This window comes from Treponema zioleckii, from assembly GCF_014737315.1.
Classification (GTDB): domain Bacteria; phylum Spirochaetota; class Spirochaetia; order Treponematales; family Treponemataceae; genus Treponema_D; species Treponema_D zioleckii.
Map to the genome: position 1 here is coordinate 48,465 of NZ_JPUF01000003.1, position 13,342 is coordinate 61,806.

The window sequence follows — 13,342 nt, forward strand, 5'->3', positions numbered from 1 at the left end:
AGATTGAGCAGATGGCAAATCTTCTTGCGGCGGTCAAATATCTTACCGAGCAGGAGCGAAAATGTCGTGAAAATATTTTGTTCGAAAAACCGACGGAAGTTCGTGATTTGATTTATCGAACTTACGCTAGATTGAAATTTTCTTTTTTGGTTCCGCTTCGCGAAGCTATCGAGTCAATTTCGCTGGTAAAGTGGGGAAAAAATCTTGGTCTTTTTTCTGGAATCGAAGATTCTGAGTTGAGTGCCATGCTTTATCGGGTTATGGAAGGGCACTTGAAATTCGTTCTGAAAACTAGAAAAATAAACTTACCTGCCGACGTGGGTTCTGACAAACTTCTAAAAGAAAACTATCTTCGGGGGCTAATTCTCCAAGAGGCGTTTGAGAATCTAAAAATAATCGCTTAAGATTATGAGGGGATAACATGAAGGGATTATCAGTTTTAGCACAAAAACTTTTGACGACGCTTGCCCAGGAAGAGGGCAGAAAAAGCGGGTCGGTTGAACTAAAGCCGGAACACGTTCTTCTGGCGCTCCTAAAAAATGCACAGGGCTACGGATATCAACTTTTGCAGGCTCTTGGAATCAATGTTCTCTCATATCAGCTTATTCTTGAGCAAAGTCTTGAAACGAGAAGTCCGCTCTCGGATTTAAGTGAACTTCCTCCGTCCCGACGGCTTCGTACTATGCTTGATGTTGCCGTAATTGAGTCGCGCTCGCTCCGAAACGACTACGTTGGAACCGAGCACTTGATTTTGGGCGCTATCCGTGAGGAATACAGCGAAAGTGCGAAATTTTTTGAGCAGTGCGGAATTACGATTGACGTTGTTCGAAAGACTATAAAAAGCATTCAGCAGAAAAATAATTTTGCGAGCGAGGATTACGATTCAGCTTCTGGCGGAAATCCGAATGCGGAAGCTCAAAAAGAATACGCGAATATGCGCTCGCCTCAGCCAAATAATACCAAGAAGACTTTCCTTTCTGAGTTTACCCGCGATTTGACGCAGTTTTTCCACGACGGAAAAATGGATCCTGTCGTCGGTCGTTCAAAAGAAATTCAGCGCGTGATTCAGATTTTGAGCCGTCGTTCAAAAAACAATCCTATTCTTCTCGGAGAGCCTGGTGTCGGAAAAACTGCCGTTGCCGAAGGTCTTGCACAAGCGATTGCAAATGGCGACGTTCCGTTCAATCTCAGCGGTAAGCGAGTTCTTTCCCTCGATTTAACGGCGATGGTTGCAGGAACAAAGTATCGCGGCGATTTTGAGGAACGAATGAAGCGAATGATGAAGGAAGTAAAGGAAAGCGGAAACATCATTCTTTTTATTGACGAACTTCACATGATTATTGGAGCCGGAAGCCCAGAAGGCACGATGGATGCCTCTAATATTTTAAAGCCTGCTTTGAGTCGTGGCGAAATCCAGATTGTGGGTGCGACAACGTTCAAAGAGTATCGAAAATACATCGAAAAAGATACTGCGCTTGAGCGTCGGTTCCAAACCGTAAAAGTTGACGAACCTGTTTACGAGGACAGCGTAAAAATCCTTGACGGTTTAAAAAAACAATACGAAGATTTTCACAACGTAATTTATGATGAAGGAGTTATTCCTGCAATCGTAAAACTAAGTATGCGCTATCTTCCTGAGCGTCATCTTCCTGACAAGGCTATTGATATTCTTGATGAGGCTGGAAGTGCAAAGAAGATTCAGGAAGTTGTAAAGCCGGCCGAGCTTGCCGACCTTGAAAAGGCTATTGAAGAACTTGGGAACGAAAAAGATGAGCTTGTCGCAAATCAGGATTATGAGCGTGCCGCAATGGTCCGCGACAAGGTGCGTGAATTAAAAGCCAAACTTGAAACGTTCAATAATTATTGGAAGAATAATTCAAGCACCATAAAAAAGCATGTTACTGTTGCAGACATTTCAAAAATCATTGCCGACATGACGGGAATTCCTGTTGAGCAGCTTGATGAAAATGAATCTTCTAAGCTTCTTAAAATGGAAGAAACAATTCACAAAGATGTTATCGGGCAAGATGAGGCTGTAAAACTTTTGAGCGGAACAATCCGCCGTAGCAGGGCAGGAATTTCTAGTCCGAACCGTCCGATTGGTTCGTTTATTTTCCTGGGGCCAACTGGCGTCGGAAAAACACAACTCGCAAAAGCCCTTGCAAAATTTCTTTTCGGCTCCGAGGACGCGCTTCTTAGAATCGATATGAGCGATTTTATGGAAAAGCATACAGCTTCGCGTCTTGTTGGTGCGCCTCCGGGATATATCGGTTTTGACGAGGGCGGCTCTCTTACTGAGCGAGTCCGTCATAAGCCTTACAGCGTGGTTCTTCTTGATGAAATCGAAAAAGCTCACCCTGATATTTTCAATTTGCTTTTGCAGCTTTTGGAAGAGGGTGAGCTTCGCGACAATCTTGGGCATAGCGTAAACTTTAGGAATACTGTCGTGATTATGACGAGTAATGCGGGGGCTAGGCAAATTACTTCAGAGCGAAAACTCGGGTTTGCATCCCTTTCGAACGGATTTCTTCCTGCGGAGGAAATCAAGGCAAACGCAATGGAAGAGCTTAAGAAAATCATGAATCCTGAGCTTATAAACCGAATTGACGACATTGTGGTTTTTGAGCCGCTCAGTCGAGAACAGATTTCTAAGATTCTTGACATTCAGATTTCCGAACTTGAAGATAGACTCAAAGACCGTGCTTTGCAGCTTGTTATAAAACCTAAAGCCCGCGAGTATCTTCTTGACAACGGTTACGACCCGAATATGGGGGCGCGTCCGATGCGTCGTTTGATTCAGACGGAGATAGAGGATCCGCTTTCAATGCTGATTCTTGAAGGAAAAACTGAAGAAAACGGCAAGGTTAACGTGGATTTTGATGGCGAAAAACTTTTTGTAAAAGCCGTTAAGCCCAGGCGAAGCATTGAGTCAAAGCAGGAACTTTTGATTTCTGAAAAAATTGACGGCAGTGCCGGCAACGAAACTGAATCTGGACAGGACTAAAAGACTATGAAACTGGCTAAAAATAGATTTTTTCTTGATTCAAGGCAGGTTATGCTTTATCAGGTTTATTACAGAAAAATTTATAATTTTAAAGACTGATTTTGGAGGTTCTTATGGCTTGGGGAGACAAGAAAAATGTCGTTACTGACAGCGGTTATTATTGGGATGACGAAGAGAAGAGCTGGCTTCCAGTTCCGCTCGAAAATCGTTCGCCGAATGAAATCATGTCGGAATGGCAGAAACAAAATCCTGATTTAAAAGCCGAAGAACACTTTAGAATCAGCGGAAATAAAGAGCTTTCTATTTAATTGTGCCAACAGCACTTTGATTTTGAATTTAAAACTTTTTGGAGAATAAAATGAATATTGCACTTGAAACATTAAAGGCACGTGGATTTTTTGCGCAGTGCACAGATGAGCAGGCCTTGAGCGACAAAATGGACAAAGGTCCTATAACATTCTATGTTGGTTGCGATCCTACAGGTCCTTCGCTTCATATTGGGCACATGGTTCCGTTCTTTGCGCTTCGTCATCTTAGAAAATTCGGTCATCATGGAATCGCGTTGATTGGTGGCGGAACTGCAAGAATTGGTGACCCGTCAGGCAAAACTGAGATGCGAAAAATGATTACTTACGAGCAGATTGACGACAATGTAAAGCACATTCAGGCACAGCTCGACAAGTTCATCGGTTTTGACGGCGAAACTGCATTCAGCGACAACAACAAGCATTGGCTCGCAGACCTTAACTACATTGACTTTTTGCGTGACATTGGTTCTTGCTTTTCTGTAAACAAAATGCTCACTTTTGAGGCTTACAAGCAGCGTCTTGAGCGCGGTCTTTCATTCATCGAATTCAACTACCAGCTTTTGCAGGCTTATGATTTTTACATGCTTCACCAGCGACATAATTGTGTTTTGCAGATTGGAGGCGATGACCAGTGGGGAAACATTACTGCTGGCGTTGATTTGATTCGTCGTAAGCTTGGCGGAACAGAGGAACTTAACGCGGAGCATCAGGTCTTTGGACTTACGTTCCCTCTTATCACTCGTTCCGACGGAAAGAAAATGGGAAAAACCGAAAAAGGCGCAATCTTTCTTGACGAGTCTCTTACTTCTGTTTTTGACTTCTTCCAGTATTGGCGAAATGTTGCGGATCCAGATGTTGAGAAATTCTTTAAATTGTTCACTTTCCTTGAGCTCGACGAGATTTCTAAAATTTGCTCAGGCGACATTAACGCGGCAAAAGAGCGACTTGCCTACGAAGTTACATCGATTATCCACGGAAAAGAGAAGGCTGACAGCGCACTTGCAGGTGCTAAGGCCGCTTTCTCTGGCGAGGGTGACAAAACTCAGATGCCTACAGTTGAAATCGAAAAATCTAGCGTTGAAGCCGGAATTGGTGTTTTGAATCTTTTTGTTCAGGCTGGACTTTGTGCTTCGAACGGCGAAGCTCGCCGACTCATTCAGGGAAAGGGAGCTTCTTTGAACGGAGAGGTTCTTGAAAATCCTACGCAGGTAATTAACCTTTCGAATCTCGACAAAGACGGCGAATTGGTTCTTAAAGCCGGAAAGAAGAAATTTGCCCGTGTCGTTTTAAAATAGTCTTGTAGGTATCTTAGAAAACTCTGTTAGTTTTCCGAGGCTTCCTTATCTATTTTTGAATTTTTCATATTAAACTCGGTTTAAGAAATCAAAAATCTTTAGACCGAGTTTTTTTTATTTCTCCCTAAATAATTTTTTTCAAATTCCGATATAGAGATAGTGGGACTTTAGATAACCTAAAAAATTGCGTTTAGGATTTCATAAAAGGCCTTTTTTGGGGATAGAAAATGAAAAAACGGTGGGGATGTTCTCTTATATTGTTGTTTTTGGTGGCAGCAATTTGTCAGGCAAAAACAATATCAGTTCAAGTAGTTCAAAATAATCCTGGTCAGGAAAGAATCTGGGAAACTACAAATCTTGTTGAACAATCTATAATTGACTATTTTTTTGATGATGGAAATATTGTGTCAAATTCTCCGATTTGGATTAGTTCATCAGATGACAAAAAAAATCATGGTGCACTCAACGCTGCCCTAATAGAGAACTCTGAGGGGGGAATGGAATTCTTGGTTCGCGTTGAAGTTTTTTTTAATACGAGCAAATCTTCTAACCCTGATGCGCCGCTTCTCGAAAATATCGAAAAAATTGAATGGAAAATTTATTCAGTTGATTCTGGAAAAGAGGTATCTTCGGGAAACGAAAAACCTCAAAAAATCACTCTTAGCAATAACAATGAGCTTGGAATAAAAACTTTTGCGTATCTTGTGTCTGGAAAAATAAACAAAGCTCTGGACGGCAGAAAATAGTTGTGAAGAGGGGAATAAAATGAAAAAATTAATTACTTTTATATTAACAATTTTTACTGTTGCTTTCATTTATGCAGCTGCAAAACCTTCTCTTGACGGTCGGGCTATCGTGGCAGATTCAGGAACGATGCCGAAAGGCCTTTTTGCCAGAACTGTAGGGTATTTGCCTGGCGACAGTATTCGCGTTACGAATCCTGAAAATGGTGCGATTGTAGATATTCTTGTTCTTGGTGCAATTGACCCTAGCGAAGGAGTTGCAATTTTGCTTTCTCCAGAGGCTGCCGCTGCACTTGGAATTAAAAAAGGCTCAAATGCCCAGGTAAAACTCACCAAGCGTTCCGGAACTATGGAAGAAAATGCTTCGGGAACGGCTGTTGTTGCAAAATCAAATGCCGAAAAAACTGAAACTGAAACTGAAAATTCCGACTCAGAAATTGAGAATAAAGATGAAGTAGAAAAATCTTCTCAGCCAGTTGTAATGGTTCAGCCTGTAAAAAAGGAAGACCCAGTAAAGACTGATGACGAAAAAGCTCAGTCTAACGATGAGCCAGATGATGTTAGCGAAGTTACAGATGAAGTTTCTGAGCCTAAGGAAGAGGACTCTAATCTTGCCACTGAGGAGCCTAAAGAAGAACTTTCGGCCGAAGTTGATAGTCCTGCCGAAGAAGTTCCAGAACCTTTATCTTCAAACGAGGAACCTGTAACTCCTGTTCAGCCTGTTGAAGAAAAGACTCCAGAAGCTGTTCAAAAAACAGAAGAGCCTGAAAATGAGCCTCAGAACGAAACTGAAGAAGAAGAGGTTGTTAGTCCAGTGTCTGAAGTTGAAGAAACTGGAGAGGCTCCTGTCGAAGAAATTTCTGAAATGTCTACTGAGGAAGTTCCAGCAGCAGAAGAAAATGTTCCAGCCGAGATTGACGAAAAATCAGAAGATATTGAAGAAGAACTTCCTGAACAGCCAGTTGAAACAACTCAGGAACCTGTTGCTGAAAAATCTTCAGAAATTCCTGCTCCAGAAAAGAATCTTGCTCCTGCCGCTACGAATGTAGCAGACGAAAATCTTTCGTCTGCTGCTCCTTCAAAACAGCAGGTTGTTCTTGTTCCAAAGCCGAAAGCAGAAGAAAAAGAAGAAATACTTCCTCCTGTTGAAGAAGAGTATCCTGGCGACTTTGTAGAGCCAAAAGAAAACAATGGACCGTTGCAGCCAGTTGTTCTTGTTCAAAAAAATGAAAGTAAGGCCAACGAAGTAAAAACTGAGAATGAACAACCTGTAGAAAACCTTACCGAACCTGAGATGCCTAAAGTAGAAGAACCGCCTGTTGAAGAATCTCCAAAAACAGAAATTGGTTCTGAGGAAAAAGAAGAGCCTGTTGCTGATAGCCAAGAGGTTTCAGAGCCAGTTTCAGACGAGACGTTGATAGAAGAGACGGTTGAGCCTGAGGCTGAGAAGACTGAGCCTGCAGAAAATTCAGAGCTTCCTCCTACGGAAGAAACTCCAAATGAGGAAGTTGTTGAATCAGAGCCAGAAAAAACAGAGACTCCTGTTGAAATATTGGAGCCTACTTCTGACGAGGAAAATGCTGAAGAAAAACCTGCAGAGGATGATGATGAAATTGATAGAACTTTACCAACTCATATTGAAGAGTTGCCAACTCCAAAGAAAAAGAAACAGTCTGTAGAGGTCGTTCCGGTTGATGATAAAGCTGTAGAAAACGATCCTGTTCTTGCTGTTGAATCTGACGATGAGGATAGTGAAACTCCTGTTGAAACTGAAACAGCGGATAATACCGTTCCTGTTGAGGCAGTTGACGAAGAAAAAACTGTAGAAATAACAGAAACTGCTCAAGAGGAAGCTCCAGCTGAAAGTGTGGAAGAGGAAAAACCTGCTATAGCCGAGGAAGAAACTCCTTCCGAAAGCGTGGAAGAAGAGGTCCCATCGATTCCGCAGGAAGAGGAGCCTGCAGAGGCTGTGAGCGAAGAAACGCCGGAGCCAGTTGCGGAGGAAACTCCTTCCGAAAGCGTGGAAGAAGAAGCGCCGTCGATTCCGCAGGAAGAGGAGCCTGCAGAGGCTGTGAGCGAAGAAACGCCGGAGCCAGTTGTGGAGGAAACTCCTTCCGAAAGCGTGGAAGAAGAAGCGCCGTCGATTCCGCAGGAAGAGGAGCCTGCAGAGGCTGTGAGCGAAGAAACACCGGAGCCGGTTGCGGAGAAAACTCCTTCCGAAAGCGTAGAAGAGGAAAATCCGTCAGAAACTGTATCTGAGGAAGTTCCTTCTGTTGTTGAGGAAGAAAATACAGAAGAAGAAAACGTTGAAGAAGAAGTTCCTGCCGCTGTTGAGGATAAGGCCGAAGAAGCAACTCCTGAGCCAGAAGAGGAAAGTGCCCCAGAGAGCGTTGAGGAAGAACTTCCTTCTGAGCCGGTTTCTGAGCCTGCCCGTGCAGAAGACCCTGCGGAGCTTCCTGCAGCCGAGCCTGTAGAAACTATAGAAATGGCGAAAGAGCCTGAAACTGTCGAAACTGCTTCTGAACCGATTTCAGAAACTGCACCTGCAGAAAAATATGATTCAATTGTTCTTATCCCAACGGATATGAATCCGCCAAAGAGTGAGTCTGTTGCTGCTGTTTCTGTTGAAAAGGAAGATGAAGCGCTTCCTGTAGAAGAAACTTCTCCTGCAGCCGCAAAAGTTGTTGAGGATGATATAAAAATTGATGTGAAACCTGTCGAAAGCGAAAAAGCTGAGTCGGCAAAACCGATTGTTTCGGAAAAACTTTCGGACTACGTTGTTTCAGCAGAAAATCTTGAACAAGAAAAATACTATGTTCAGATTTCAACAATTAGTAGCGAAGAAAGTATTATGAAGATTGTCAGAAAATACGGAAGCAAATATCCGTTTGTGCTTGTTCCTAATGCACGTGGAAATGCCTACTCTGTAATGGTTGGTCCGCTGACAATCGATGAATATGGAACCGTCCTTGAAAGGTTCAAGGTTTATGGCTATAAAGATGCGTTCATCAAGAAAATTCCTTCCAAATCAACTGGTGACGCAAAATAACTCTTTGTAGCATATAAAATATCAAGTTTGTTTTGGAGCTGCCCCAAATAAGTGTCCATCGGGCGGCTCCTTTTTTTTGTCTGTAGCGATAAAAAGCTTTGCTAAGATTTTGCTGTCGTGCTAAATCTTAGCTGATTGGAAGTTTTGTCTGCCAGCATATTTTTGCAACATCGTTGAGTTCTTGCGGATTTTTATTCGCTAAAACTGATTTTCATTTCAGAACGAATTTTTTCGGACAAATTTTTTATAGAATTCTGCTTTAAGCGTTGTTCCGTTGCATTTACGATTTTTTTGTCGCATTTTGTATTAAAAGTGAATATTGAATTTCCATCATATTCCAAATTGAATTCAAATTCAGGAAATGCATAAAAAATTACATCGTCGCCAGAGCCTTCTTTTTCCGCATTCAAGTTCACTTTTCCAAATCCTAAATATTTTGCACTTTTTTTGTTGCTGACAACGGTTAGTCCAAAATCTTTAAGAATTTTCTGCAAATCATTTTTGATTGTGCCGCCGTTATCCAAATCAACTTCTATAAAAATTGTGCTGTCCTTAAGAGCTTCTGTTTTTTTTGTCATCAAGAGAAGAAATTACTTGCATTTCTTTGCCGTATGCTTCGCTTGCTTTTAGCGCATCAATTGTAAACAAAATAGAAAGATTCGTCATAAACGCATTTGCCGGCACGGTTGATTTTTCAAACCAAAAATATTGATTAATCGGGTCCTGATTTTCAGCTTTTTCGTAAAATGAATAAAAATTCCTCTTTTCAGCCTCTATGTTTTGTGCGAATTGCTTCCATGCAGCTTTTTTTTCTATGAACGCTGCGCAGTAGTAGGTTTTTTCTTTTTTTCGTAATAGATTTCTGTGTAATTCAGACCGCTGATTGTAAGCTCGCTTTCCAAAATTGTACTTTCGAGCATCGATGAAAATGGTTTTGTCTCTTGATCTGTCGTGTCAAAATTGACTGTTTCAATAGAATTTTTTATGTTCGTTTTTAAGTATTGGCTAAGGGCTGTCGCTGCGGCCGCTTTTGCAGAATCTGAAGTTTTTGAGCTTCCTATCTGTCTGAGAAAAGTTTTTTCAGGATAAACTGAATCCAAATTCTTTAACCAATTCGGAGCTTTTCTTGAAAATGCAAAAATGTTGAATGCAAGAAATGTGAATAAAATAACAAAAATCTTTTTCATTTAATTCCTCGAAAATATATGTTGTGATTTATTCGATTGTATATAATTTTAAGATTTTTGTTTATATAATTTTAAGTGATGAACCGAAAAAACAGTTCACCACCTAAAATTTATTATTTTGATAAAACTTATTTATCTTCCCCGCGTATTTCTACACGTCGAATTTTTCCGCTGATTGTTTTAGGCAACTCTTTAACGAATTCGATAATTCTTGGATGCTTGTAGCTTGCTGTTTTTGATTTTACGAATTGCAGGATTTCCGATTCAAGTTCTTTTGAAGGCGAATATCCCTTTGTAAGTACAATCGTAGCCTTTATTGCTTGACCGCGGTGCTTGTCAGGAATTCCTGTGACGGCACATTCCAAAACCGCAGGATGCTGCTGGAAAATACTTTCAACTTCGAAAGGACTTACTCGATAGCCAGAAGATTTTATAAGATCATCGTTTCGTCCGACAAACCAAATATAACCATCTTCGTCAAAATAACCTGTGTCACCAGTGTAGTAAAGGTCTCCGCTCAAAGCTTCTTTAGTAAGCTCATCATTGCCACAGTATCCTATAAACAGACCTGTCGGTTTTCCTGCGTCCAAATGCAGTACGATTGAGCCAACATCGCCAGGTTTGCACCTGTTTTTGTTAGAATCGATTACGTCAAGATTGTAGCCTGGCGCAGCTTTTCCCATTGAACCTGGCTTCGGTTCCATTCCTGGAAAGTTTCCTGCCATGAGCGTTGATTCGGTCTGACCGTAGCCCTCAAACATTTTGATTCCTGTCTGCTCATAAAATTTGTTGAACACTTCTGAATTCAACGCTTCTCCTGCAGTAACGCAATATTTGAGCGATGACAAATCATATTTTTTCAAATCCGAACGGATAAGATAGCGGTAAACCGTTGGCGGTGCGCAAAAAGTGTTCACTTTGAATTCTTCAATCTTTTTCATCAAAAGACCTGGTTTAAATTGAATCATGTCGTAAACAAAAACTGCGGCGCCTGCAATCCACTGCCCGTAAATCTTTCCCCATACAGCTTTTGCCCAGCCAGTTTCCGCAACAGAAAAATGCAAACCGTCATCAATAACATTCTGCCAGAACTTTGCCGTAATAATGTGGCCGAGAGGGTAGAGAAAGTTGTGCTGAACCATTTTAGGCTGACCAGAAGTTCCCGACGTAAAGTAAAGAAGCATTGCGTCTGAATTTTGAGTGGCTTTTTCGCCTGTTGGTCGAGCAAATTCTTTTGAAGACTTCTCAAATTCTCCATGGAATTCAATCCAGCCGTTTGTCTGCAAATTGTCAGCTTCTGATTCTGCAGAAGTTTTTGCTTCTATTGAACGAACTATAACAAAATTATCAACGGTTTTCGTTAATGGGCGAACCGCGTTTATTTCGTCAAAAATATGTTTTTCGTCCAGACAGATTACCATGTTCACTTTTGCTGCGTTAAGTCGGTATTCAATATCCTTTGCAAGCAACTGATTTGTTGCAGGAATTGCGACAGCGCCAATTCTGTGCATTGCTAAAAGAATCGGCCAGAATTCCCAACGCCGTCTAAGAATCATAAGAACATGGTCGCCTTTTTTTATTCCGTGGTTGACGAGAAAATTCGCTGCCATCTTAGATTTTTCGGACATTTCAAGAAAAGTCATCTCAAAACTTGAACCGTTGTCATCACACCAAACGAGGGCGCGCTTTTGAGGTTCTAATTCCGCATATTTATCAACAACATCGTAGGCAAAATTAAAATTTTCAGGAATCTTGATGTTAAATTGTGATTTTACACTTTCGTAATTTGTATTATCAAAATCAATGTCAACAAAATCTTTCAGTAAATTCATTTAATAAAACCTTAAATATAAATTTGGAATCTCTTTATTTGACACAGATAATTTTAAAAAGTTGCAAAATTTTTAAAATTTACTGATTTTTGATTTTCGGAATGTTCGCCTATGAATTTTTCCATCCAAACCATATTGTACCATCTTCCGAATTTGTATGCGCACTTGTGGAATTCACCGACCATTTTATAGCCCATTCGCGCATGAAAATTTATGCTTGCATTCGTAAGATGCTCATCTTCAACTTCGGCTTTTGCAATACAGGCGTTCGCGTTCGTAATGTTCATTTCGGCGAGCGTTGATTCAAGTTTTTCAAGAAGAAGGCTTCCTATTCCATTTTTCTTAAAATCTTTATGAACATAAATCGAAGTCTCAATGCTCCAATTATAAGCTTCACGTGCTTTAAAATCTCCCGCATACGCATAGCCTAAAATCATATTTCTGTCATCTTTGCAAGACTCTGCTACATAATAAGGATACTTTTGCAAGGTTTTTTGAATTCTTTTTTTGAATTCCTCGACCGTCGGCGTTTTGTATTCAAAAGTTATTGCTGTGTTTTCAACGTAATATGAATAGATTTTCAGCAGCGATTCCGCATCGTCGGCTTTTGCAAGTCTTATTTTTATTTCGTTTTCCATAAAAATTCCGCCTTTTGTTTTCTGGGGATGTTTTTAGCTTTTATTTTATTATAGAAAAAAGTTGATTTTAATGGAATAAAATAAAATTTATTATTGACGATAGACAATACTTTCACTAAATTATCTATACTAGATTTTTGGGGGTGCACCGGTTTCGACAATCGTGACTTAAGGCACTTACTGCATGTGGGAGTCAAGGTTCCCTAAACTGAGAAAACAATAACTGCAATTTTCGCAAGAAAAGAAGAAGAAGTTGAAGAAACTTCTTTCGCAGAAGCTCTCGCTGCCTAGTTGCGCTTGAGCCGGAACTCGTAGTGTGCTGTTCCTAACGTTACGACTTCCGTCACAAATAGGGACTTGCTTCGCGGTATTTCAGGTGGCCGTGCGGGACTTTTAATCTGAATACGGAGGAGACGCTTGTTATGCTGCTACCTGCTCCCGACAACTACCTCGCATAACTAAACATGTAGACGTATTTGGCTTACACTTTTGGACGCGGGTTCGACTCCCGCCACCTCCAATAAGTTTTTTTTGCGAGCGGATCATTTTGGTTCGCTTTTTTTTATTCCATTTTTTCACGATTATCTTAAAGTTTCTAATAGTTTCTTCCGAAATTCAATGAGAGAAATAATTTTATTTTGCTTTTTATAGTATCTTGAGGTATTAAATGGAAACCCAGCAGATGAATCAGGAAAATACTCAAAATCAGAACGAATCGCTTGAAAAACCTGTTGAAAACGTGGGTGAGCCGTCTAAAAATCGAGATGTAACTCCGCAAGTTGCTGCCGAGCTGAATAAAGATTTGATTGAGGCAAAAAAGACTCTCATCGATGTTATGCAGCAGGAAAGTGATTTGCTAGATAAAATCTTGAATCAACAGACTGTCCTTCATAACTGTGTGAGAGAAAAAGATTGGAACAGTTTGAATAAAAATATTGACTGTTTGCAAGAATTCAGCGACAAGTTTGTTGAGCTTGAAGAAAAACGAGAGGAACTTTGCAAATTAATCGACGTGCGTACGGATGCTGATTTTTCAGTTTTTATTTCGCAGGTGCGTGGAAAGTTGCAAAAATCAAAAATCGAAAATCGTGCCTTGAACGATTATATTTCTACAACAAGAAAATTTTTGCAAGGTGTTTTTGATTCGGTTGTTCCTCAGAGACGCAATGTTACTTATTCAAAAAAAGGCGAGATTGTGCGTCCTGAAGTGAGCAGCATTGTTTTGAACAAATTACTTTAGGATAAAATTAGATTTCGATACAAAAAGTCGGGAAAAACGGAGGCAG

General features: G+C 40.7%; 11 protein-coding genes and 1 other RNA gene. 8 read left to right on the top strand and 4 right to left on the bottom strand.

All coding sequences use genetic code 11. The annotated features are described in order from the left end of the window. Positions 1 to 11 precede the first annotated feature (11 nt). From JI65_RS01675 to JI65_RS01700, 6 genes are all read left to right on the top strand, one after another. Positions 12 to 404 carry a hypothetical protein gene (locus tag JI65_RS01675; protein ID WP_191013640.1) on the top strand — a complete coding sequence of 131 codons (393 nt, stop codon included), beginning with the start codon at positions 12 to 14 and terminating at the stop codon, positions 402 to 404. Positions 405 to 421: 17 nt separating this feature from the next. Continuing rightward, on the top strand, positions 422 to 3,004 hold the full coding sequence (locus JI65_RS01680) for an ATP-dependent Clp protease ATP-binding subunit (protein ID WP_191013641.1): 2,583 nt from the start codon (positions 422 to 424) through the stop codon (positions 3,002 to 3,004). A 113-nt stretch (positions 3,005 to 3,117) separates the two neighbouring features. Next, a complete protein-coding gene (locus tag JI65_RS01685) occupies positions 3,118 to 3,312 on the top strand; it encodes a hypothetical protein (RefSeq protein ID WP_191013642.1) in 195 nt (64 codons plus the stop codon). 50 nt (positions 3,313 to 3,362) lie between these two features. Beyond that, positions 3,363 to 4,607 (top strand): tyrosine--tRNA ligase, encoded by a 1,245-nt coding sequence (tyrS, locus tag JI65_RS01690; RefSeq protein ID WP_191013643.1) that lies wholly within the window; start codon positions 3,363 to 3,365, stop codon positions 4,605 to 4,607. A 227-nt stretch (positions 4,608 to 4,834) separates the two neighbouring features. Further along, entirely contained in the window at positions 4,835 to 5,353 is a 519-nt protein-coding gene (locus tag JI65_RS01695; protein ID WP_191013644.1) for a hypothetical protein, read from the top strand. Positions 5,354 to 5,372: 19 nt separating this feature from the next. Beyond that, on the top strand, positions 5,373 to 8,399 hold the full coding sequence (locus JI65_RS01700; protein WP_191013645.1) for an SPOR domain-containing protein: 3,027 nt from the start codon (positions 5,373 to 5,375) through the stop codon (positions 8,397 to 8,399). 191 nt (positions 8,400 to 8,590) lie between these two features. Here the strand turns inward: JI65_RS01700 and JI65_RS01705 are convergent, their stop codons facing one another. The 4 genes from JI65_RS01705 to JI65_RS01720 all read right to left on the bottom strand — a co-directional run bounded on the left by JI65_RS01705 (position 8,591) and on the right by JI65_RS01720 (position 12,056). Next, the gene (locus JI65_RS01705) at positions 8,591 to 8,977 is read right to left on the bottom strand and encodes a hypothetical protein (RefSeq protein WP_191013646.1); all 387 of its coding nucleotides are present in this window, start codon (positions 8,975 to 8,977) and stop codon (positions 8,591 to 8,593) included. A 234-nt stretch (positions 8,978 to 9,211) separates the two neighbouring features. Further along, positions 9,212 to 9,586, bottom strand: coding sequence for a hypothetical protein (locus tag JI65_RS01710; RefSeq protein ID WP_191013647.1), 375 nt, complete (start codon positions 9,584 to 9,586; stop codon positions 9,212 to 9,214). Between the two features lie 128 nt (positions 9,587 to 9,714). Further along, on the bottom strand, positions 9,715 to 11,418 hold the full coding sequence (locus JI65_RS01715; RefSeq protein WP_191013648.1) for an AMP-binding protein: 1,704 nt from the start codon (positions 11,416 to 11,418) through the stop codon (positions 9,715 to 9,717). 53 nt (positions 11,419 to 11,471) lie between these two features. Then, entirely contained in the window at positions 11,472 to 12,056 is a 585-nt protein-coding gene (locus tag JI65_RS01720) for a GNAT family N-acetyltransferase (protein WP_191013649.1), read from the bottom strand. Positions 12,057 to 12,195: 139 nt separating this feature from the next. On the opposite strand from JI65_RS01720, the gene ssrA reads away from it, so the two are divergent. Next, positions 12,196 to 12,579: a transfer-messenger RNA gene (ssrA, locus tag JI65_RS01725) on the top strand. A gap of 144 nt (positions 12,580 to 12,723) precedes the next feature. Then, positions 12,724 to 13,296 carry a hypothetical protein gene (locus JI65_RS01730; protein ID WP_191013650.1) on the top strand — a complete coding sequence of 191 codons (573 nt, stop codon included), beginning with the start codon at positions 12,724 to 12,726 and terminating at the stop codon, positions 13,294 to 13,296. The last annotated feature ends 46 nt before the right edge of the window (positions 13,297 to 13,342 follow it).